We start from the raw sequence: 21,784 nt of genomic DNA on the forward strand, positions 1-21,784 counted from the left end.
GCGTTTCGGCATATTAAAGGCTTTTCCGCTGATTTGATGGCGGAATAAGCATTGCTTCCCGATATTTGGCAATTGTACGTCTGGCTACGTTAATCCCTTGCTCTGCAAGTAGTTGCGCCATTTTGCTATCGCTCAATGGCTTTTTAGGGTTCTCGGCAGCGACCAGCTTCTTAATGAAAGCACGAATCGCGGTCGATGAACATTCCCCACCATCGTCAGTACCAACGTGGCTAGAGAAGAAATATTTCAGCTCAAAAATACCGCGAGGTGTATGCATATACTTCTGCGTGGTAACCCTTGAAATGGTCGATTCATGCATCTCCACCGCTTCGGCAATATCATTGAGTACCATAGGCTTCATCGCTTCTTCACCATATTCGAAGAAACCTTGTTGGAATTGCACAATGCAATTGGCCACTTTCAGCAGGGTATCATTGCGGCTTTCAAGACTCTTGATAAACCATTTGGCCTCTTGCAGATGACCACGAATGAATTGGCTATCTGACTGGCTACGAACGCTACGTGCCATGGTGGCATACTGCTGATTGATGCTGATCTTCGGCATGCAGTCAGGATTGAGTTCTACGACCCAGCGGCCGTTTTTCTTCCACACCGTCACATCAGGAATGACATATTCGTCCTCAGATTCCTGAATCACTAACCCTGGGCGAGGGTTGAGTGTTTGAATAAGATTGATTGCATCACGTAACTCATCTTCTTTCAGTCGAGTTTTACGCATTAAGGTGCGGTAATCTTTGGCGGCAATAAGATCGAGATATTCATCGATCAACATCCGAGCATTAGCTAAGTCGGGCACATCATCGCTGAACTGTGAGAGTTGGATCAGCAAACATTCTCGTAGATCGCGCGCGGCCACACCGACAGGATCAAAGTGCTGAATACGTTTCAACACCGCTTCAACTTCATCAACTTCAACGTCATCTAAGCCGAGTGCTTCGAGAATCTCTTCTGCTGATTGGGTGAGATAACCGCGTTCGTCGATTGCTTCGATAATGGCGGTCGCAATGGCTTCATCAGTTTCTGAAAATGGCGTCAGATTCTTCTGCCATTCAAGATGCTCATGCAGACCTTCGCTGGTTTCGCCCTGAAATGGCATATCATCATCACGGATGGCACCAGAAGACCCCGTAGGTGCGGCAGTAAAGACTTCATCCCAAGTGGTGTCCATCGGCAGCTCTTCAGGCAGCTCCTGATTATTGAGCGCATCGCTGGTTTCTACCGACGAGCTATCTTCGACCTCATTGGCTGATGCTTGTTCTGTGTCGTTGTTGTCAGCGTCTAGGCTGTTGTCGTTAGAATCGGCATCTTCGTTGACTTCCAACATAGGGTTGGAGTCTAGCGCCTGTTGGATTTCTTGCTGCAACTCAAGCGATGACAGCTGCAGTAGACGAATGGCCTGCTGCAGTTGCGGTGTCATAGTTAATTGCTGACCCAGCTTAAGCTGAAGTGACGCTTTCATGGTTGACTGCTAATCCCCAAATTAATGCCGTAAAACAATCGCTAGGAGGCGATTGTTTTATAATATGTTTTTGCTCCCAATGAGCTACTATAGCCTGAATTGTTCCCCTAAGTACACAGCGCGAACTTGTTGGTTGTCGAGGATTTCGGCTGGTGTCCCTTCAGCAATAAGCTGTCCATGGCTAACGATATAAGCGTGCTCGCACACATCTAGAGTTTCGCGCACGTTATGATCAGTAATCAATACGCCAAGGCCTCTAGACTTCAATTGTTCAATAATTTTCTTGATGTCGATAACAGAAATTGGGTCAACACCCGCGAACGGCTCATCCAGCAGAATAAATTTCGGATCAGCGGCGAGTGCGCGAGCAATTTCCACTCGGCGGCGTTCACCACCTGAAAGCGCCATGCCAAGACTGTCCCGAATATGGGTGATATGAAACTCTTCTAGCAACTGTTCGAGAATGGTTTCCCGCTCATCATTGCTTAGTCCTTTGCGTACTTGCAGGACCGCCATGATGTTATCGCGGACTGAAAGCTTGCGGAAAATACTTGCTTCTTGTGGCAGGTAGCCAATCCCTTTGCGGGCTCGCAGATGCATCGGGTCGAGCGTCAAATCGTCTTCGTCAATATAGATACGCCCGTTGTCGCTCTGTACTAATCCCACCACCATGTAAAAGGTGGTAGTTTTACCCGCGCCGTTTGGGCCCAGTAAGCCAACAATCTGCCCGGTATTTACCTGCAGACTTACATCTTTCACCACCGAACGTTTTTTATAGCTTTTAGCCAGATTGGTCGCTTTTAAAACGCTGGTCATGGCTGCTCCTGTTCGGATTTTGGTGTGGTTGGTTCTTTCGGCAAATTATCCGGTCGAATCACTGTGGTGACCTGCTCTTGACCACTGCCAATTGCTTGCAGTTGTTGCTTGTTCAGATCGTAGATAATTTTGTCCGCTGACGACATACTGCCGCCTTGTTCCACCTTAGCGTTACCAATCAGTGTGAGCACTCGTTGATTGATATTAAACTGAATTTCGCTCGCTCTGGCGGTTGTGAGGGAGCCATCTTCCTGCTTTTGGGTAAAGGTTGCGGGTGCGCCCTTAGCGATGAGAATGCGGTCCTCATCTTTTTCTGGTGAAGAAGCGCTTAGTTCGTCAGCGTTGAGTGTGAGCAAACCTTGGGTCACCACCACCGGGCCACCGTATACCACACGTTTGTTTTTGAGATCAGCAAACTGTGTCGCGGCTTTAATCTTCACCTCTTGCAATAAATCGATGTTCGCAGCGGTAGCCATCAGACTGGTGGCGCCGAGTAATGCGGCCAGAAGAATTTTATTTGCTCTCATAGGTACCTTTAATGTCACTCAACAGTTTCAACTGCTGGGCGTTTAAATCGGCGTAAAGTCCAATACCAGATGCGTGAAATCCGCTGCCTTTCATAAAAACCTGCTCTTGCGAGGTCATAATCATGGTCGACACATCTAATTCTAGATATTGCGTCGTTAATGAGCGGATTGGATCATCCGGTGTAATGGCGTCAATCATAACATTATTTTGCAGCACAACCTTATGCTGTGTGCGATTGAGTTGTCCTTGCTCAGCAGACATCTTCCATTGGGCATCACCATTATCGGGGTAGATATGGTAAATCGGTTGCTCAAATACTGTGGTGTCAGTATCAGCGAAGTGCTCCATATGAGTGGCAGAAACGCGGGTAGCAATTTTGCCATTTTCATCAAAGCTCACGCTTTTCAGATTGTCAGCAACGTAGTCGGGCTGAGCCTCAGTACTTACAACCGTAGGCTGCTCATTATTGCGCTTGGTTTGTACTTGCCAGTACAACACAATGGCAGCAGCAAAAAAGGCGATGATGGCCAACGTTACGCGGTTCATATACTCATTCCATGGGCACTCGCGAGCAGATTTTGGCTGAGCAAAAGCAGATCTGCAAGTTCTCGCACCGCACCAAAGCCACCGTTAATGGTTGTGACCATATCGGCTTGTTTTTTCACTTGTGGGTGGCCATCCGCCACACAAACGCCTAAGCCGACTTGCTGCATTACTGGCAGGTCAACCATATCGTCGCCGATATAGGCGACCTGCTCTGGCGCGATCTGATAGATGTTCAGCAACTCGTTAAATGGTTCGAGTTTGTTGTCGATTCCTTGGTAAATATGCTGCACGCCCAAGGCAGTCATGCGACGTTCAACAATTTGCGATTTGCGGCCAGTGATCACCGCAACATGAATGCCGCTCGATTGCAGTGCTTTAATACCGTAGCCGTCACGAGTGTGGAATGCTTTTAATTCCTCACCCTGATTTCCAATATAGATGCGGCCGTCAGAGAACACACCATCAACGTCGCAGATCAACAAGCGGATCTGCCGTGCCTTTTGCCAAACTTCAGCATCAACTGGACCGTAAAAGGTTGGATGTTGTGTCACATTACCCCCGCATTGACTAAATCAAGCATATTGAGTGCTCCAATAGGCTGCTGTTGTTTATCCACCACAATCAGGCCATTGATGCTGCGATCATCCATGATTTTCAGTGCTTCTGCCGCCAAAATTGAATCGCTGACGGAGGTACAGTTACGCGTCATCACCTCGGAAATTAAGGTCTGACGTAGATTTACTTCTGCATCAATGACACGGCGTAAATCACCATCGGTGAAGATACCGACTAACTGCTGCTGTTCGTTGACAATGGCTGTCATGCCAAGGCCTTTACGGGAAATCTCGTACAAGGCTTCAGTGATACTAATATTGTCGCGTACGATCGGCGTATCGTCACCTTTATGCATGATATCGCAGACCTTCAGCAGCAATTTACGTCCGAGCGCGCCACCTGGATGTGACATCGCAAAGTCATCTTTAGTAAAGCCTTTCGCCTGTAAAAGCGCAATGGCTAAGGCATCTCCCATCACCAGCGTCGCGGTGGTACTGGATGTTGGCGCCAATCCCAGTGGACAAGCCTCTTCCAGCACCTTTATGCAAAGATGCAACTGCGAATGCTTGGCCATGGTGGATTCGGGATTTCCGGTCATGGCAATGACCGGAATGCCTTGCCGTTTAATGACTGGCATCAAGGTCAATATTTCGTGAGACTCCCCCGAATTGGAGATAGTCAACACGATATCATTTTCACTGAGTACGCCCAGATCACCATGACTGGCTTCACCTGGATGCACAAAAAAAGAGGGTGTGCCGGTACTTGAGAGTGTGGCGGAAATTTTGTTGCCAACATGGCCGGACTTACCCATGCCCATGACCACTACTTTGCCTGCACATTGCAGGATCATCTGGCAGGCGCTGGCGAATTCATCTGAATCGACATATTGATACAGATGTTCTAACGCCTGCTTTTCAATATCGATAACCTTGCGCCCCCAATGACGCAGTTGACTTGCATCTGTCATAGTCTTTACTCGTCCAATGCAGCTATCGTATTTTTGCTACTGCAGCTAACTCTTTCTTGGCCATGGCGCTTAGGTTGTTTGGCTACTAGGAGTAGCAAATCGTTACAATACAGCTAACAACTTAAACCACCACTGCCTATTGGTTTAATAAATGCAACAATGAGGTGCATTTTGGATATTAATTCTTTCTGAATGAAACAATTCCAATCAGCATTGCAATGTACATCACTCTGAATACGCGCCAGCGATAACCTCGATGTTATCATCAGTACCTTTGCCGCTAACATCAGGAATAGTTAAATAATTGCATGATTATAGTCGATTTTTTCTATTAGATATTGTTATGGCGCAAGGATTATGCTGCACAAAACACAGATGATGCTACTCAAGTTAAATCGACTTTTCTGAAATTCACAGCATTGTCGCTGCATTTGCTTTAAATGAAAAGAGCAGAGGCCCGGCTTTGGGGCATCAGTTGTTTGCAACAACTAAATTGCGTACAATTCTTTGCCCACAGATGAGCGTCTTTTTGGTCATTCGACCATTCAGGCGAAGTTCAGAGATCAGTTGCTAGCATGCAGCTAAGTTGGGATGAAAGGGAATGGAATCATTCATCTCGCGCTACACTGCAGAAGAGTGACGCCAATTTCAAAATTCCTGTTCAGGATTTTCAAACGGATTCAGACATGAGCCAAGAACAGACCGCATTGGTCGAAGTCAACAACCTCCGTTTCAGTCGAGGCTCGCGGGTGATTTACGACGATATTAGTCTCAAGATCCCCAAAGGCAAAGTGACTGCAATCATGGGGCCGAGCGGCATTGGTAAAACGACCCTACTGAAATTGATCGGTGGCCAGTTAACCCCTGATAAAGGGGAAGTGCTGTTTGACGGACAAAATATCCATAAATTGAGTCGCAATGCGTTATTTGAAGCGCGTAAGCGGATGAGCATGTTGTTCCAAAGTGGAGCGCTATTCACGGATATGAATGTCTTTGACAACGTAGCGTTTGCCCTCAGAGAACATTCGGAACTGCCCGAAGCCATTATTCGTCGTATTGTGTTAATGAAGCTGCAAGCCGTTGGTTTACGCGGTGCCGCACAATTAATGCCGAGCGAATTATCTGGTGGGATGCAACGCCGCGCAGCTCTTGCTCGCGCCATTGCCCTAGAACCAGAAATGGTGCTTTACGATGAACCCTTTACCGGCCAAGACCCAATCTCGATGGGGGTTTTGGTTAAGCTGATTAAAGATTTGTCTGATGCGTTGTCGCTGACATCCGTTGTCGTGTCGCACGATGTGTCGGAAGTGCTCAGTATTGCTGATTATGTCTATGTGATAGCTGAACAGCGTATTATCGCACATGGTACGCCGCAGCAGTTGCGCCAGTCAGATAATCCGCAGTTACGTCAGTTTATCGATGGTGAGCCTGATGGCCCTGTGCCATTCCATTTCCCTGCGGATGCATATAAAGAGGAGCTGTTGGGTGCACATGATTGATTCGATAACTGCGCTGGGCGCCCGCGCGATTAATCTCGTCCGAGGGATGGGACAAGCCGGCATTATGCTATGGGGCGCGTTAGTACAGGTGCCACGAGTGAAAAAGGGGACGCCGCTGCTGATCAAGCAGATCTATGTGGTGGGTGTGCAGTCAATGATTATTGTGGTGGTCTCAGGCCTGTTCATCGGCATGGTACTGGCGCTGCAGGGCTACACTATCCTTGTGGACTTTGGTACTGAGCAAAGCTTGGGACCATTAGTGGCGCTTAGTCTGCTGCGTGAATTAGGGCCGGTAGTGACCGCGTTGCTCTTTGCTGGCCGTGCCGGGTCGGCATTAACCGCAGAACTGGGCTTGATGAAAAGCACCGAGCAGCTATCAAGCTTGGAGATGATGGCCGTTGACCCGCTAAGGCAAGTCATCGCCCCACGTTTCTGGGCCGGTCTTATCAGTATGCCGTTGCTGTCACTGATGTTTGTTGCTGTCGGGGTTTATGGCGGCTATTTGGTTGGTGTGTCGTGGAAAGGTATTGATGACGGTGCATTCTGGTCAATTTTACAAGCGGCCGTTGAGTGGCGTCAGGATATTGTGAACTGTTTGATTAAAAGCGTGGTATTTGCTTGGGTGGTGACGTGGATTTCGTTATATCGCGGCTACCATTCAACCCCTAATCCAGAAGGGATTAGTCGCGCGACCACGCAAACAGTGGTGCAATCGAGTTTGGCTGTTTTAGCCTTGGATTTTCTGTTGACCGCATTGATGTTTGGTTAAGCCAAACGATGCGTTCACCTTTGATAAAGATAAGTGATTGGTAACGGATTATGGTGACTAAAAAGATAGAGTTGCTGGTTGGTTTGTTCTTGCTGGCTGGGCTGTTGGCCTTTTTGGCATTGGTTTACAAGGTAGCCAATGTGGACGTAAGTACCAGTAGCGATACATATACGCTCAGAGCCGAGTTTACCAATATCGGTGGACTCAAAGTGCGTTCGCCAGTGAAAGTTGGTGGTGTGGTCGTGGGGCGTGTAAGCGCCATCAGTTTAGATCCTGAAAAACTCGAACCCGTGGTCACCATGACAATGGACAAGCAGTACGACAAATTTCCAGAAACCAGTTCTGTGTCTGTACTGACATCTGGTTTGTTGGGTGAGCAATATCTTGGGCTAACCCCTGGTTTTATGGATGACGGTATCTCCATACTGAAAGATGGTGATCGCATCGATGATACGCATTCTGCCATGGTGCTAGAGGACCTTATCGGTCAATTCCTCTATAGCAGCAAGGATAAGTAGGAGTAGAAAATGAAGAAGTTTATATCTGCGCTGTTGTTCAGCTTAGCAGCGACTGTGACAACGCAAGCCGTTGCGACAGAGCATAAAGATTACAAAGACCCATATGTCATGATCAAAGATGTAGCGGATCACACCTTTGCTCGTTTTGAACATGATAAGGCACTGATCAAGAAAGACCCTAACCATCTAAAAGTCATCGTGACAGAAGAGATGCTGCCTTACATTGATAGCCGTTATGCGTCATACAAAGTATTAGGGACTTATTTGCGTCAAACCACTAAAGAGCAGCGCGATGAATTTAGCGCGGCATTTGAAGGTTATCTGGTGTCTACCTATGCTCAGGCATTTACTGAATACACAGATCAGAAAGTGGAATTTGGCCACGCCAGCGATTTTGCCGGTGAGAAGATAGTGGAAGTGCCAGTACAAATTGTGGAAAATGGCCGTCCGCCGATTAAGCTACAGTTTAAAGCGCGTCGTCAAAACGATGATACGTGGAAAGCGTTTGACCTAGTGGCAGAAGGCATCAGTTTGTTAAATTCAAAACAAACTGAAATTACCGGTCTGATCCGCTCTAAAGGTATTGATGAAGTGATTAGCATGTTGAAAGAAAAAGCTAATACCGCTATCGATATGAACGGCCCTAAAGGTAAGGACGCGCTGTAATGCAATTTGAACCGCAGGGTAACACTTGTCGTTTGATGGGGCGCTTGAGCCAGCAGGATGTCAAAGACCTCTGGCCTCAACGCCAAAGCTTAGTGGCGGACAATATTCAAGTGCTCGATCTCAGCGCGCTGGAATATGTTGATAGCGCCGGGATGGCGTTTTTGATGGAGTTGCTGAGCCAGGCAAAAGGAACACTGGTACTGAAAGCACCCTCTGAACAGGTAAAAAAACTGGTTTCGTTATACGATTTAGAAGCCTTTTTTACAGAGTAACGTCAGCGAACAAGGTTAATTCCAATGGATACCAAAGAGATAGAACAACTGCTTCAGCAGGCGCTGAACCTAGCCGAAGTCTACGTGACGGCGGAAGGTACCCATTTTAAGATTGTAGCGGTAGGCGAGTGCTTCGATGGCATGAGCAAAATTAAGCAACAACAGGCTATTTACGCGCCTTTAATGGATCGCATTACCAGTGGTGAGTTACACGCACTGAGTATCAAAACCTTCACTCCCGAACAGTGGCAGCGGGAAAAAATCTTCAACATGCCCTAGAAGGGAGCCTTTGTGGACAAGTTAAAAATCCAGGCGAGCGGTGCGCTCGCCGGTAGCGTGGTTATTTCTGGAGCAAAAAATGCGGCTCTGCCGATTCTGATGGCAGGCGTGCTGACCGATGAGCCTTTTATCCTCTCCAATGTGCCTAATCTGCGTGATGTCTCCACCTCGTGTAAATTGATTGCTTGTCTGGGGGCTAAAGTTGACGCAGACGGTCAAGGCAATGTCAGCATTGATGCGAGCACTATTAACGAGTTTTGTGCGCCCTACGAATTAGTGAAAACCATGCGTGCCTCGATCTTGATCTTGGGACCATTGTTGGCACGGTTTGGTAAGGCCGATGTGTCATTGCCCGGTGGTTGTGCTATTGGTGCTCGTCCTGTCAACCTGCACTTGCACGGTTTGGAATTGATGGGCGCGAATATCGAGGTCAAAGAAGGCTACGTTAAAGCGCGCATTGATGGTCGCTTGCAAGGTGCTCATATCTTTATGGATATGGTGAGTGTCGGGGCTACCGAAAACCTGCTGATGGCGGCGGTGTTGGCGGAAGGCGAAACCATTATTGAAAATGCGGCGCGAGAGCCTGAAGTTGTCGATTTAGCCAACTGTTTGGTTGCCATGGGCGCTAAAATTGAAGGTATTGGTTCGGCAACGTTGAAGATCCAAGGGGTCGAAAAACTTAACGGTTGCCATTATCGCGTCATGCCAGATCGGATTGAAACCGGTTCGTTCCTCGTCGCGGCAGCCGTCACTCGCGGTCGTATTCGTTGTTTGGATGCCGATCCTAAGTCGCTCGAAGCGGTATTGGCTAAGCTGGAAGAAGCTGGGGCTGACATCACTGTCGGTGATGACTGGATTGAACTCGATATGAAGGGCAACCGTCCAAAATCCATCAGCATCAAGACCATGCCTTATCCAGGGTTTCCTACGGATATGCAAGCACAGTTCTGTGTGTTAAACGCATTGGCTGAAGGTACCGGACGCGTAACCGAAACGATTTTTGAAAACCGTTTTATGCATGTGCCAGAGCTTATCCGTATGGGCAGCAATATGGAGCTTGAAGGCAACACCTGTATTATTCACGGCAAAGAGTTTCTCAATGGTGCGCAGGTGATGGCGACAGACTTACGTGCGTCGGCAAGTTTGGTGATTGCTGGCTTGATGGCAGAAGGCGTGACTGTGGTTGACCGTATTTACCATCTCGACCGAGGCTATGAGCACATTGAGGCCAAGTTTAGCGGCCTTGGTGGACAAGTCGAGCGCATTAGCGGCTAGGTGTTTGCAGTTTTCCCCATAAAAACCACTCATCTTTGAGTGGTTTTTTGCTTTGGTAACGCTGTATCTTTACAGCTGAGTTCCTATGGCCTTAATGCAGTTTCTGCCTGATACTTTTGCCAGTGCCAATGCTTCATCGGTTTTATCCAACCATTTATCTGGGCTTTGCAGCTCTTCCGTTAATTCGCAAATACCGATGCTGACCGTGACTTTTATTTTTCGGCTGTTATAGGTAAATTCGGCGGCTTCAATTTCCGCTCTAACACGCTCTGCCTGAATGGCACTTTCAGTTGCTGAGCTATGATTCAAAATGATACCTAAGGTTTCACCGCCATAGCGACCGCCAATATCTGTGGTCCGCAAGTTCTTTTTCATCACATGGGCAACGTGTTGAATAGCGCGGTCGCCAGCAATATGGCCATAAGTTTCATTGATCTGTTTCAGATGATCTAAATCGATCAATAGCATACTGACCGGCTCGCAATAACGGTTAAAGCGCTCAAATTCCTGCACCGCATTTTGTAGCCAATAGCGGCGGTTAAGCAGCAAGGTTAAGGCGTCGGTTTGATTATGCAGCTGTAGTTTGTCTGTTGCGTTATCGAGTTGCATCTTGTTAATCGCCACATCGGTAACGTCATACACAATCATACTCAGGTGGGTGATTTGTCCCGTCAGCGATGATAGTGGCAGTAAGGTAATGTTTTGAAACATAAATTCGGCCCGTCCGGTGATGGGACGGTAGTTGCGGAATTTGAACACGTAAGGACGTTGTTCCCAACTAATAAAAGCCTGATTATTTAACAGAAAGACAGATTCCATTTTCTGCTTAAGCCAAGTCGCTGGCAGATCATCAAAACGGTCAAATAGATTGGAGCCTTTAATATCATTGGGTGAAATACCGCTGTGGTTTTCCATAAAACCATTCCACAACTGAATATTGTATTGGCGGTCAAGCACCACTAGGCCAACTTCAATGGTTTGCACCATATCGATTAGCCAATGAAGTTCATTCATCGCGTTGAGGTCGTCTACTTTACTCATTGTGTGTTTGCCGCCCTTACTCCATTAAATAGCCTAACTTGAACTCCAGTGTCGGCATGGAGTCTTCGGTGAACAGTAGTAGTAAATCGCACTCTACATTGTGGCCTTCAATTTGATAGTTGATCTCCATCGCCAAGGTACGGTTCCAGCGACCAGAGTTATCGTGAATAAGATCATTAACGGTGCAATGCCTGCCTAGTACGACCGGATGCGATTGGCTGAAATGCATATCGAGTTGCGCTGAAATGCCATTGAGAAAAGCGCCTATTAGCACATTGCCGGTATCCATCATCACTTCAATTTCAGTGTTAGGATTTTCCGGATTACTCATATTCATTAACTTGGCCATATCGGCAAAGCTGCTGTCGTGAAACAGCAATAACGCTTCTCCAGCGATACCAGCGCCGATAAATCCTTGGCACAAGGCGGAAATTTTCGACTCACTCTCAGTCGCTTTCAGCGCCATGGTCAACTCACTCACTTCGAGCACATTGACGTTGGGAATGGGCAGCAGCACGAATACATCTAACAGCTTCGACAGCAGATCGGCGGCGCGTCCCATGGCGACGTTAGCCACTTCTTGGCAGGCATCGCGCAAATCCACTTTGAGCATCGGGTTGTCATTACTGGCAGGCTGCTCTTTCAGTGCTAAGGTCAGAATGCCGTATTCTTCCAAGATATTGGTAATCGCGCCTGCGCTGACCGGTTTTTGAATAAAGTCGAGCGCACCAAGCGCTTTCACCCGCTGATGAGCTTGGATTTGAATATCGCCAGATACCACGATGATCATTGCCGGCAGGTCATGTTGTTGTACGGTACGCAGCACTTCATAACCATCCATCACCGGCATGTTCAGATCGAGAAACACGATTTCGCCTTTGCCCGCTTTGATCGCTTCTATCCCTTCAGCACCATTGGTGGCATAGGTCACTTCGACATCCCATTCTTTGGGTAGGGTGCGCGCCATCTGTTTGCGCGCTAACGCTGAGTCATCGCATATCAGCACCGGAATGGTCATAAACAGCGGCTCTCCATGTGGCAAATTCCTGAGTGGCCAACAAGATTGGCCCGCGAGGCTTTAAGTATAAGAATAAATTTGGGATTACGTCGGCAAAGGCTAGCAAGCAATTGTTGAAGACCGCTTAATTATCCTGATTGAGCAGTGTAACAGTCCTTTTAGTGTACCGTCGTGAGCGACATCCCTTTGATGATATTGAGACATTCAGCATAAGCCGTGGGTTGTGACAAGTTGAGTGACAGCTGTTGTTGACGCGACTGCTTTGCGACCAATGCCGCGATTTTCAGTTGCCGCTGTGCCACGGTGGCAAGAGACTGTGGCGAACCATCCGGCGACTGAATATCCAGCACTGGCATCGCAAACAAACCATACTGATCGGCTAACTGGCGGTTTTGCTGACTATCGGCGGAGTAAGGATTGATGACCACCAACAGATTAGGCATAGATAGCTGTTGGTTGGCGATCATTTCCATGACCAGTGCTGCGGTTTGATTTTCGCTGATCAACACCCAACCGCCGGGATATTGCTGCATCATGGGCGATACTTGCTCAATAAGCTCAGCAAGATATCGTTGCTGTTGTTGCCGCAGCTGTTGCCATTCATCTGCACTACGATGCTGCGTTGGTTTGGCGCCCGTGTCGGCGATTTTACCGTCCCCAGCCTTGCTAACATCTTCCGCTTTGGTGGTGAAATTGAGCTTTGTTGGGCGTTGCGGGGCTGACACACTAAATGTTGCCCAGCCCGATAATGGCAGCTCGGTTCTGAGGTAGGTAATTAGCCCGGGTGCATCCGCCGTTTGTCCTAACGAGGGGAGTAACAATACTGAACCATGTTGCTTTCTGCCTTCCCAAGGTTGCACTAACACTGTGGTTTGCTGGCCTTGAACTTCAATGGTGTTACGTTGTGGGTCGCCTACAGCGCTGCTTTGTGCCATCGCGGGCAGCGCTAACATCGCGCAGCAGAGTAACCAGCATCTCATCATTCAGCACACCTTTTTAGCCACGTTTAGCAGCCGAGAATTGGCTGCAAGCGGTTCCATTATAGAAACTATCGGCCTGTTTGGCATGATGCTAAATAAAACAAAGCCCGCTTTTTGCGGGCTTTGTTGGCAGAGTCGTGACCGCTATCGGTTATACGTGGCTGACTAACACCAGACGAATAGCATCTAACTGCAACTGACAGTTATCCAGATAGTTGGCCAATTCACTTTGCAACTGACGCAGATAGTCCAATTCTTCATCACGAATGTTAGGGTTTACCGCTTGTAATGCTTCAAGGCGATTCAGCTCACTGTTGAGGCTGGTTTCCATCTCAGTGCGCGCCTGCGCCACAATCTGTTCCAGTGCCGTTTGTGCATGTTGGCTGCCTTTTTCTAACAGCGGATGTAACAGGGTTTGTGAGGCATTGACCAGCTTGCTACCAATATGGCGATTTACTGGACTCAGCTGTTGATTCCACTGTTCGTAATTCACCTTGGCACCAAGGTTATTGCCGTCTTTATCCAGCAAGACGCGGATCGGGGTGGCCGGCAGGTAGCGGAACAATTGTGATGATTTTGGCGCTGAGGCGTCAGCCATATAGATCATCTCAAGGAAAATAGTACCTGCAGGGAGCGCCTTATTCTTCAACAACGCCACCGCTGTGCTACCGGTTTCAGAGCCAGTGATCAGATCGATACCGGTTTGCACCAACGGATGTTCGAGCGTGATCAGTGCGATATCGTCGCGTGACAGCGCTTTATCACGATCAAACGTCACTGTGACGCCGTCTTCTGGCAGACCTGGATAGGTAGGGAACATCATATGTTCAGTCGGCTTCAGCACCATGGCATTTTCGCCGCGATCTTCTTGGTCGATCCCCAAAATATCCCACAGTCGAATAATGCTGCCGATGGTATCAGTATTGCCGTCCATTTCGGCAAGGGTTTCCGCCAAGGCTACGGCTTTACGGCCACCATGTGAATTGAGCTCCAGCAGCTTATCGCGGCCTTGTTCCATCGCTTGTTTCAAGGCTTTGTATTGGCTGTGGGTTTGATTCAGCAAGGTGGTCAGTTCGGCGTCATCTTCGTTGATTAACAACTGCATCAGTTGCTCAGAGTGCGCCTTGTAAAGTTCATGGCCGCCCGGGCAGGTTAACTCAAAGGCGTTCAGACCTTCGTGATACCAACGCAGCAGCGTGGTTTGCGCCGAACCATTGAGATAAGGTAAGTGAATTTCCACATCGTTTTGCTGGCCGATACGATCGAGACGACCGATACGTTGTTCCAACAAATCGGGATTCAATGGCAGATCAAACAGCACTAAGTGGCTGGCGAACTGGAAGTTACGCCCTTCGGAACCGATTTCGGAACAGATTAGCGCCTGAGCGCCACCTTCCTCTTGTGCGAAGAAGGCACCGGCTTTATCGCGTTCGATAATCGACATGTTTTCATGGAATACAGTCGCGAGAATGCCTTCGCGAGTACGTAAGGCTTCTTCCAGTGCCAAAGCGGTGTTGGCCTGAGAAGCAATAATCAGTACTTTTTTGCTGCGATGGGTTTTCAGGAAATCAATCAGCCAGTCGACGCGTGGATCGAACTTCCACCACGCATCGGCATTTTCATCAAACTGCTGATAGATCTTTTCAGGACTCAGCACTAAACGTGCTCGGGTCTCAATCGGCAGGTTACGGTTCATCATGCCACTGACGCGCAACGCCGTTTGGTATTGCGACGGGATCTCTTGCGGATAGGCATGGAAAATACGTTGCGGAAAGCCTTTCACAGAGGCACGGCTGTTACGGAAGAGTACGCGACCGGTGCCGTGGCGATCGAGCAATTGCTGCAGCAGTTCATCGCGTGCCTGTTCGCGCAGCTCGCTATCGATGTCTTCCGCCTGAATCAGCTTTAAGGCAGGTACGATATCGTTCTCGGCCAGCAGTTCGGTCAGGCTGGCAATGACGTCATCGGGAATGCGCGCGCCACTGGCAATAGCATCGGCGGCCATCGCGACTTGGCGATAGTCCTGCTCTTCACGCACAAAGGCGTCATAGTCGTAAAAACGGTTTGGATCCAGCAGACGCAAACGCGCGAAATGGCTTTCATGACCGAGTTGATCTGGCGTTGCCGTTAGCAGCAATACGCCGGGGATCACTTGCGACAAAGCATCGACGACTTGATAAGGGCGACTTGGTTTATCGGCAGACCATTCTAAGTGATGCGCTTCGTCAACCACCAACAGATCCCAATCCGCATCCAGCGCTTGCTCAAGACGGCGTTTATTACGCAGCAAGTCGATTGAGCAGATCACTAACTGCTCGGTGTAAAACGGATTATCGTGATCAGCGAAGGCTTCGACACAGCGGTCTTCGTCAAATACTGCAAAACGCAAGTTAAAGCGTCGCAGCATTTCGACCAGCCATTGATGGCGCAGGGTATCGGGCACCAGAATGAGTACCCGTTCAGCGCGGCCGGTCATCAGTTGCTGGTGGATAATCAAACCCGCTTCAATGGTTTTGCCTAAGCCCACTTCATCGGCGAGCAATACCCGCGGTGCATGGCGGCGTCCTACCTCGCTGGCGATCCATAATTGGTGTGGGATCAAGCCCACGCGCGGACCTTGAAGTCCCAGCATGTTTGAGGTGGATAAACGGTAGCGCAATTGCTGTGCCTGATAGCGCACGCTGAAGCGGTCTAAACGGTCGATTTGACCCGCGAATAAACGGTCTTGCGGCTTGTTAAAGCGAATATTGTGGTCGAGTAGCGTTTCGCGTAAGTCGCATTGCTCGCCATTGTCGTCGCGAATACCCGAGTAAAATACTAACCCATTATCTTCGGTCACTTGTTCAATTTTTAGTGACCAGCCTTCGTGGCTCTTAACTGAATCGCCCGGGTTGTATATGACGCGCGTCAGCGGTGCATCATTACGGGCAAAAGTACGGTTTTCACCGGTCGCGGGAAATAGCAGTGAGACCACGCGGCCTTCAAGTTGCACTACAGTTCCCAATCCAAGCTCTGATTCAGTATCGCTAATCCAGCGTTGGCCTAAAGCAAAGGGCATTTCGTTATCTTCCTCGGGGTTGCGGGGGCGCGTATGTTATATCAAACGGCTTACAATACCAATCCCGAACCGCGCGGCGCAAAAGCGGGGTTTTGGGATGCTGACCTGTTGTTAATTAATTGTAGCTTGATGAATTGTCATCGTGCGGTAAAGGTGCCAGTATAGAACTTAAGCCGTGACGGCGAGACCCTTCCCATCCACTTCACTACGGAGTTCAGATGTACCCTGCGTAACCCACAACAAGATGACCATAAGTGCAACAAAATGGAGGCGCTATGGAGCAAGACGACAGAAAATTGTTTGTACTTGATACCAACGTGTTATTGCACGAACCCTTGGCAATATACTCGTTCAAAGAACATGATGTTGTAGTACCGATGACAGTTCTGGAGGAACTGGATCAGATAAAAGACCGTAAACGCGATGTCAGCCGTGACGCACGGGTTGCCATTCGAGCCCTAGAAGACATACTCGGCGGCGATACGACTCCCGAGGAGATTATTAATGGCGTGCCCCTGCCACTTCGCGAAGGCCACACCGATGCCTCTGGCACACTCTCTATCTTCCCTGACCACCAAATTGACTTCACCATAGGCGCTCTGCCTGGCGACAACAACGACAACAGCATCATCAATACTGCGCTTCATCTACAGCAACAATATCACCCTCGAACCGTCATTCTGGTCACCAAAGACATCAATATGCGTTTAAAGGCCAAAGGCGCAGGTATGTTGCTGGTGGAGGATTATCGTACCGACCAGTTGATTGACGATATTCGCTTTTTAGCCAAAGGTTTTCACGAGTTTGATGGCAATTTTTGGGAGCATCTGCAAAAGGTTTCTACTGAACGCCAAGGACGTCATACCGTACATGAGGTGCCTTTAAAGGATCTCGGCGATGACATTTTTTACACCAATCAATATCTATTGGATCAAGAGTCTGATTTCTGTGGCCGAGTGATTGGTCGCAGTGAGTCCACCTTAAGCGTGCTCGATTTAGGCCGCGAGCGTTTACTCAATATGGAAGCTTGGGGTGTACGCCCAAAAAACGTCTACCAAGGCATGGCATTGCAGGCGCTGTTAGACCCTAGTATCGATATGGTGATCCTGACCGGGCCTGCTGGTTGCGGTAAGACCTTGTTAGCCATGGCGGCCGCGCTTGAATTGGTGGTGGAGCGTAACCAATACGACAAGGTGATTGTGACGCGCAATACGCCAGAAATTGCCGAATCTATCGGTTTTCTGCCGGGGACCGAAGAGGAGAAGATGGCACCTTGGCTAGCGGCAATTACCGATACGTTGGAAGTGCTGCACAAGCATGATGTCAACCCCACCGGCTCAATGAACTACATCATGGATAAGGCCAATATTCAGTTCAAATCCATTAACTTTATGCGTGGTCGTTCGATTCAAAATGCCGTGGTGATTCTGGATGAATGCCAAAACTTAACCGCATCGCAAATCAAAACCATGATCACCCGTATGGGGGAGGGCACCAAATTGATTTGCAGCGGCAACTTGGCACAAATTGATTCAAATTACCTCACCGCTGTGACCTCGGGCTTAACCTATATTGTTGAACGGTTTAAACACTTTGAAGGCAGCGCCAACATCTATCTCAACGGTGTGGTGCGTTCTCGCTTGGCAGAATTTGCCGAAGAACAACTGTAAAGCATCTTAGCCACGACAAAGGCCTCGTTGAGGCCTTTGTTTTTCAAGGCAAACTGCTATCATAAAGGCTTATTTTTTCGCTGTTTTGCCAGCCGTCGTATCCAAGGGTAGCGGATGAAGCCTACTGAGCCAGATCTCCAGCTAAAGTCGCCAATTCAAAAAAACTACAACCGAGCGGTGTTTTACACCTATATCGGCGTGATTGTATTGGCGTTATTGACGGCTTGGTTGTACTTTGAGCGGCAGAAAACCGAACAGATGCAATTGCGTGAAGAGCAGGTTGATCGCCATGTGATGCAGATTGACCTGTTGCTGGAATCCAGTATTCGTGCGGTGAAAAGTTTGCGTAATATTGCCGTCGATCATCTGCGACTCGCGGAAGATGTACGTAAGGATAGACTGCCGCAGTATCAGAAATTTAATGAACAAGGGCAGTACTTTACCCTTGAACCGACCTATGCCAACAGCGGTCAGCCATTTACCAATATGGGGCGAATTACCGGTATTGGTTCTCTCGATGGCCGCAGCGAGAAATTCTACCAAGAATTGGAAATGTTGTTTGAGCTGTCGCTGTCATTTCCGGTTGCCAAAGAGGCCGCACCCAAGGCATCTGCCATCTATTACATCTCCAAACGCCGCATGATGTCTTACTTTCCGTGGCCTTCGGATGAGATGCGCTTTCGCGATGACATGTTAACCCGCAAGCAGTTTCAACTGTCGACGCCAGAGATGAACCCACAGCGCAGCGTGTTTTGGAGTGAGGCTTACGTTGATAGCGCCGGAAATGGCCTGCTGACGACCTTGGGAGTGCCGATCTATCTCGATAATGATTTTATCGGTTCCATCAACTTGGATATGACCTTGGCGTCATTGGCGAAACAGATCCGCCTTTACTTCAAAATGCCGGGAACGGTGATTTTGCTCGACCAAGGTAACAACATTCTGTCGCACAGCGACTTTGACACCTCCAGCATTAACCGCGTCTATCACATCAGTCAACGTTTGCCGCCCGAGCTACATTCATTGCCCGAGTCTGAGCTGTTTGATGCACATGAAGGCATGATCCGTAACGGATACTACATTCACTCGGTAGCGCTGCATAACGCACCATGGCGTTTGTTGTATCTGCAAAACGTGGATGACATGTTCTCTGATTCACTAGAGAAGCTTAAAGCGACCTTCTTTCTGGTGGTACTGGCATTGTCGATTCTGGTAACCATTGTGCACTGGCAGACACGTCGTTCCTTTGTTAGCCCAGCATCACGCTTGTTATCACATCTGGAAGAGTGTTCTCGTGCGCCACGTAAACCACCGCTGCGCATCAACAAAGACTGGCTGCCTTGGTTTAAGTTGGTCAGCCGTATCTTTGAAGAAAACGAGCAATACACTAAGCATTTGGCAGAGCAGAATAAGCGTCTGGATAAGCTGGTGGCGCGCCGTACCGAACGTTTGCGTGAAACCACGGAACGTCGTGAACAGGAGTTCGCGTTACTGCGGTCGTTACTGGATTCCATTCCCGAGGCGATTGTCTTTAAAGATAAAGACGGAAATTACCTCGGTTGTAACCGCTCCGCTGAACGGGTTATCGGTTATAGCGAAAGCGAGATGATCGGCCTTAAAGATGACGATCTGATGCCGCCAGAAGCCGCAGCGCGGATTAAAGAGGAAGATCAACGCATTCTGCACGACAAGGTGCCGATGCGTTATCAGGAAAAGGTTGAGTTGGTAGGTAAGCCGGTGTTGCTGGATACCCTCAAACTACCTTTCTATAACCGTCGCGGTGAGTTGCAAGGCTTGATTGTGGTGTGGCGTGATGTCACGCGCGAGTATGAGTCCGCAGAACAACTGCGGTTATCCGAAGAGCGTTACCACCTCGCGATGGATGCCGTAGAAGATGGTTTGTGGGACTGGTACTTGGATTCTGAACAGATCATCTGTAACGCCTCGTTCTACACCATGTTGGGCTATCAGCCCAATGAATTCCCGCTGTTGTTGAGCAAGATGGCGCAATTGGTACACCCGGATGATCAAGAACGGGTCGACGAATATCGCGCTGCCTATTTGGCACAACCGGACGGTGCCTTTGAAATTGAATTCCGTATGCTCGGCAAAAATGGTCAATATCATTGGCTGTTGTCGCGTGGGCGGATGGTGGAATTTACCGAAGATAATCGACCTAAGCGGATGTTGGGAACGCACAAGGATATTACGCGGCAGAAGAGTAACGAAGTGGCGCTGCTCGAAGCCAAGCGTGATGCTGAATTAGCCAACATCTATAAGAGTGAATTCTTGGCCAATATGAGTCACGAAATTCGTACGCCAATGAATGCCATTATCGGCATGTTGCAACTGGCGCAGCGCACGCCGCTGACGACACAACAACAGGATTATTTGGAGAAAGCCGACTTCTCGGCGCAATCATTACTGCGCATCATTAACGATATTCTCGACTTCTCCAAGATTGAAGCCGGTAAGATGGAACTGGAGCGCGTGCCGTTCCAGCTCGACAGAGTGCTGGAACATGCGCTGGATTTGAATGCACTGAAAGCGCAAGAGAAAGGCATTGAGCTGTTGCTCTATGCGCCAGTGACTGCGGGCTTAGTGCTGAGCGGCGACCCGTTGCGTTTAGGTCAGGTGTTGGTGAATTTACTCTCTAATGCAGTGAAATTTACCAGCAGCGGTGAAATTGAACTGGGCTGTGAAGATGTCGGCGAGCGCGACCATCGTATCACGCTAAAATTCTGGGTCCGAGATACTGGCATCGGCATTGAGAAACAGAAACAGCAACAGCTGTTTGATGCCTTTGCTCAAGCTGATGGTTCCACCACTAGACAGTACGGTGGCACCGGATTAGGCCTGTCGATCAGTAAGCATCTGGTGTCGATGATGGGCGGAGATCTGCAAGTGCATAGTGAGCCCGGTGAAGGCAGTACTTTCAACTTTACTATCAGCTTTGATATTGATGAAGAAGGCAAAGTTGAACCGCTGGTTATGCCGGATAAATTTAATAATCTGCGTACATTAGTGGTCGACGATAACCCTTCAGCACTGCAGATTTATGCCTCGCAGCTGTGCGACTTCCACTTTGATGTTGAAACGGCCACCAGTGGTCAGGAAGCGCTTCAAAAGTTACAACAACATCCGTTTGAGCTATTGCTGCTGGATTGGAAAATGCCGGAGATGGATGGTTGTGATGTCTTGGTGGCAATGGATGAACTGATTGCCAATGGTAAGTTGGGCTATCGCCCGGTCGTGATCATGATGACGGCCTATTCAGCCGAGCCAATGGCGCAGGAACTCGATTCATCACGGGTTTATGCACTGCTGCAAAAGCCGTTTAAAGCATCGGCGCTGTTTAATGAAGTCATCAATGCCTTCACTGACGTTGAAGATACCGAAACGGTCGCCGAAGTGACACCGGTTGCTACCAGTGGCAACCGCGGCGAAATTCTGCTGGTGGAAGACAATCTGATTAACCAACAGGTGGCGATGGAGTTGTTGCGCAGTGCTGGTTTTAATGTCGATGTTGCCGAAAACGGCCAAGTCGCCTTGGAGATGGTTGAGGCTAAGCACTATGACGCGGTGTTGATGGATATTCAGATGCCAGTGATGGATGGTCTGACGGCTACCAAAGAGCTGCGAAAAAGCTATTCTGCCGAGGAGTTACCTATTATTGCGATGACGGCCCACGCCATGTCTGGCGACCGTGACAAGAGCTTGGCGGCGGGGATGAATGCCCATATTACCAAGCCGATCATGCTCAATGAGCTGTTTGATACCCTCAATGAGTGGGTACACAAGGCTTGAGTTAAATAGATCAATCCCTTAACTTGAGTTGCATTGA

Annotated in this window: 19 protein-coding genes; 9 read left to right on the plus strand and 10 right to left on the minus strand. The window is 48.8% G+C overall.

Annotated elements, in window-relative coordinates; all coding sequences use genetic code 11:
- Positions 1-13 precede the first annotated feature (13 nt).
- The 6 genes from HR45_RS00170 to HR45_RS00195 form a co-directional block, all read right to left on the minus strand.
- Entirely contained in the window at positions 14-1,480 is a 1,467-nt protein-coding gene (locus tag HR45_RS00170; RefSeq protein ID WP_037438537.1) for an RNA polymerase factor sigma-54, read from the minus strand.
- A gap of 87 nt (positions 1,481-1,567) precedes the next feature.
- Complete coding sequence (gene lptB / locus HR45_RS00175; protein ID WP_037438539.1) at positions 1,568-2,296, minus strand: LPS export ABC transporter ATP-binding protein; 729 nt, start codon at positions 2,294-2,296, stop codon at positions 1,568-1,570.
- A complete protein-coding gene (gene lptA, locus HR45_RS00180) occupies positions 2,293-2,823 on the minus strand; it encodes a lipopolysaccharide transport periplasmic protein LptA (protein ID WP_037438541.1) in 531 nt (176 codons plus the stop codon). The genes lptB and lptA overlap by 4 nt, the downstream gene beginning before the upstream one ends.
- A complete protein-coding gene (gene lptC / locus HR45_RS00185; protein ID WP_037438542.1) occupies positions 2,810-3,370 on the minus strand; it encodes an LPS export ABC transporter periplasmic protein LptC in 561 nt (186 codons plus the stop codon). The genes lptA and lptC overlap by 14 nt, the downstream gene beginning before the upstream one ends.
- Positions 3,367-3,921, minus strand: a complete 555-nt coding sequence (gene kdsC, locus HR45_RS00190; RefSeq protein WP_037438544.1) for a 3-deoxy-manno-octulosonate-8-phosphatase KdsC — start codon at positions 3,919-3,921, stop codon at positions 3,367-3,369. Before kdsC ends, lptC begins: the two co-directional genes overlap by 4 nt.
- Positions 3,918-4,895: a KpsF/GutQ family sugar-phosphate isomerase gene (locus HR45_RS00195; RefSeq protein WP_037438546.1), complete on the minus strand. Its 978-nt coding sequence runs from the start codon at positions 4,893-4,895 to the stop codon at positions 3,918-3,920. The genes kdsC and HR45_RS00195 overlap by 4 nt, the downstream gene beginning before the upstream one ends.
- A gap of 686 nt (positions 4,896-5,581) precedes the next feature.
- Here HR45_RS00195 and mlaF point away from each other — a divergent pair.
- The 7 genes from mlaF to murA are packed head-to-tail and all read left to right on the plus strand — an operon-like array spanning position 5,582 to position 10,173.
- On the plus strand, positions 5,582-6,394 hold the full coding sequence (gene mlaF / locus HR45_RS00200) for a phospholipid ABC transporter ATP-binding protein MlaF (protein WP_037438548.1): 813 nt from the start codon (positions 5,582-5,584) through the stop codon (positions 6,392-6,394).
- Positions 6,381-7,163: a lipid asymmetry maintenance ABC transporter permease subunit MlaE gene (mlaE, locus tag HR45_RS00205; protein ID WP_037438550.1), complete on the plus strand. Its 783-nt coding sequence runs from the start codon at positions 6,381-6,383 to the stop codon at positions 7,161-7,163. The genes mlaF and mlaE overlap by 14 nt, the downstream gene beginning before the upstream one ends.
- Before the next feature lie 50 nt (positions 7,164-7,213).
- On the plus strand, positions 7,214-7,681 hold the full coding sequence (mlaD, locus tag HR45_RS00210; RefSeq protein WP_037438552.1) for an outer membrane lipid asymmetry maintenance protein MlaD: 468 nt from the start codon (positions 7,214-7,216) through the stop codon (positions 7,679-7,681).
- A gap of 9 nt (positions 7,682-7,690) precedes the next feature.
- Positions 7,691-8,347 (plus strand): MlaC/ttg2D family ABC transporter substrate-binding protein, encoded by a 657-nt coding sequence (locus HR45_RS00215; protein ID WP_037438553.1) that lies wholly within the window; start codon positions 7,691-7,693, stop codon positions 8,345-8,347.
- Entirely contained in the window at positions 8,347-8,619 is a 273-nt protein-coding gene (locus HR45_RS00220) for an STAS domain-containing protein (RefSeq protein ID WP_037438554.1), read from the plus strand. Before HR45_RS00215 ends, HR45_RS00220 begins: the two co-directional genes overlap by 1 nt.
- A 24-nt stretch (positions 8,620-8,643) precedes the next feature.
- Positions 8,644-8,898, plus strand: coding sequence for a BolA family protein (locus HR45_RS00225; protein WP_037438555.1), 255 nt, complete (start codon positions 8,644-8,646; stop codon positions 8,896-8,898).
- 12 nt (positions 8,899-8,910) lie between these two features.
- The gene (gene murA / locus HR45_RS00230) at positions 8,911-10,173 is read left to right on the plus strand and encodes a UDP-N-acetylglucosamine 1-carboxyvinyltransferase (RefSeq protein WP_037438556.1); all 1,263 of its coding nucleotides are present in this window, start codon (positions 8,911-8,913) and stop codon (positions 10,171-10,173) included.
- A 69-nt stretch (positions 10,174-10,242) separates the two neighbouring features.
- On the opposite strand, the gene HR45_RS00235 is transcribed toward murA, so the two are convergent.
- From HR45_RS00235 to rapA, 4 genes are all read right to left on the minus strand, one after another.
- Positions 10,243-11,214, minus strand: a complete 972-nt coding sequence (locus tag HR45_RS00235; protein ID WP_037438557.1) for a GGDEF domain-containing protein — start codon at positions 11,212-11,214, stop codon at positions 10,243-10,245.
- 16 nt (positions 11,215-11,230) lie between these two features.
- A complete protein-coding gene (locus HR45_RS00240) occupies positions 11,231-12,232 on the minus strand; it encodes a response regulator (protein ID WP_037438558.1) in 1,002 nt (333 codons plus the stop codon).
- 158 nt (positions 12,233-12,390) lie between these two features.
- Positions 12,391-13,215 (minus strand): DUF3530 family protein, encoded by an 825-nt coding sequence (locus HR45_RS00245; RefSeq protein ID WP_037438559.1) that lies wholly within the window; start codon positions 13,213-13,215, stop codon positions 12,391-12,393.
- A gap of 148 nt (positions 13,216-13,363) precedes the next feature.
- Positions 13,364-16,270, minus strand: a complete 2,907-nt coding sequence (gene rapA, locus HR45_RS00250) for an RNA polymerase-associated protein RapA (protein WP_037438560.1) — start codon at positions 16,268-16,270, stop codon at positions 13,364-13,366.
- Positions 16,271-16,545: 275 nt separating this feature from the next.
- Here rapA and HR45_RS00255 point away from each other — a divergent pair, with 275 nt between their 5' ends.
- Together HR45_RS00255 and HR45_RS00260 are read left to right on the plus strand one after the other, a co-directional pair.
- Positions 16,546-17,940: a PhoH family protein gene (locus HR45_RS00255; protein ID WP_037438562.1), complete on the plus strand. Its 1,395-nt coding sequence runs from the start codon at positions 16,546-16,548 to the stop codon at positions 17,938-17,940.
- A 114-nt stretch (positions 17,941-18,054) separates the two neighbouring features.
- The gene (locus HR45_RS00260) at positions 18,055-21,747 is read left to right on the plus strand and encodes a response regulator (RefSeq protein WP_037438564.1); all 3,693 of its coding nucleotides are present in this window, start codon (positions 18,055-18,057) and stop codon (positions 21,745-21,747) included.
- Positions 21,748-21,784 lie beyond the last annotated feature (37 nt).

The organism is Shewanella mangrovi (genome assembly GCF_000753795.1).
Lineage (GTDB): Bacteria > Pseudomonadota > Gammaproteobacteria > Enterobacterales > Shewanellaceae > Shewanella > Shewanella mangrovi.

Coding starts and splice junctions, on each gene's coding strand:
- HR45_RS00240 (WP_037438558.1), bottom strand. CDS start 12,232: ATGACCATTCCGGTGCTGATATGCGATGACTCAGCGTTAGCGCGCAAA.
- HR45_RS00235 (WP_037438557.1), bottom strand. CDS start 11,214: ATGAGTAAAGTAGACGACCTCAACGCGATGAATGAACTTCATTGGCTA.
- mlaF (WP_037438548.1), top strand. CDS start 5,582: ATGAGCCAAGAACAGACCGCATTGGTCGAAGTCAACAACCTCCGTTTC.
- HR45_RS00245 (WP_037438559.1), bottom strand. CDS start 13,215: ATGATGAGATGCTGGTTACTCTGCTGCGCGATGTTAGCGCTGCCCGCG.
- HR45_RS00195 (WP_037438546.1), bottom strand. CDS start 4,895: ATGACAGATGCAAGTCAACTGCGTCATTGGGGGCGCAAGGTTATCGAT.
- HR45_RS00255 (WP_037438562.1), top strand. CDS start 16,546: ATGGAGCAAGACGACAGAAAATTGTTTGTACTTGATACCAACGTGTTA.
- HR45_RS00225 (WP_037438555.1), top strand. CDS start 8,644: ATGGATACCAAAGAGATAGAACAACTGCTTCAGCAGGCGCTGAACCTA.
- lptC (WP_037438542.1), bottom strand. CDS start 3,370: ATGAACCGCGTAACGTTGGCCATCATCGCCTTTTTTGCTGCTGCCATT.
- HR45_RS00260 (WP_037438564.1), top strand. CDS start 18,055: ATGAAGCCTACTGAGCCAGATCTCCAGCTAAAGTCGCCAATTCAAAAA.
- mlaD (WP_037438552.1), top strand. CDS start 7,214: ATGGTGACTAAAAAGATAGAGTTGCTGGTTGGTTTGTTCTTGCTGGCT.
- rapA (WP_037438560.1), bottom strand. CDS start 16,270: ATGCCCTTTGCTTTAGGCCAACGCTGGATTAGCGATACTGAATCAGAG.
- lptB (WP_037438539.1), bottom strand. CDS start 2,296: ATGACCAGCGTTTTAAAAGCGACCAATCTGGCTAAAAGCTATAAAAAA.
- lptA (WP_037438541.1), bottom strand. CDS start 2,823: ATGAGAGCAAATAAAATTCTTCTGGCCGCATTACTCGGCGCCACCAGT.
- HR45_RS00170 (WP_037438537.1), bottom strand. CDS start 1,480: ATGAAAGCGTCACTTCAGCTTAAGCTGGGTCAGCAATTAACTATGACA.
- HR45_RS00215 (WP_037438553.1), top strand. CDS start 7,691: ATGAAGAAGTTTATATCTGCGCTGTTGTTCAGCTTAGCAGCGACTGTG.
- HR45_RS00220 (WP_037438554.1), top strand. CDS start 8,347: ATGCAATTTGAACCGCAGGGTAACACTTGTCGTTTGATGGGGCGCTTG.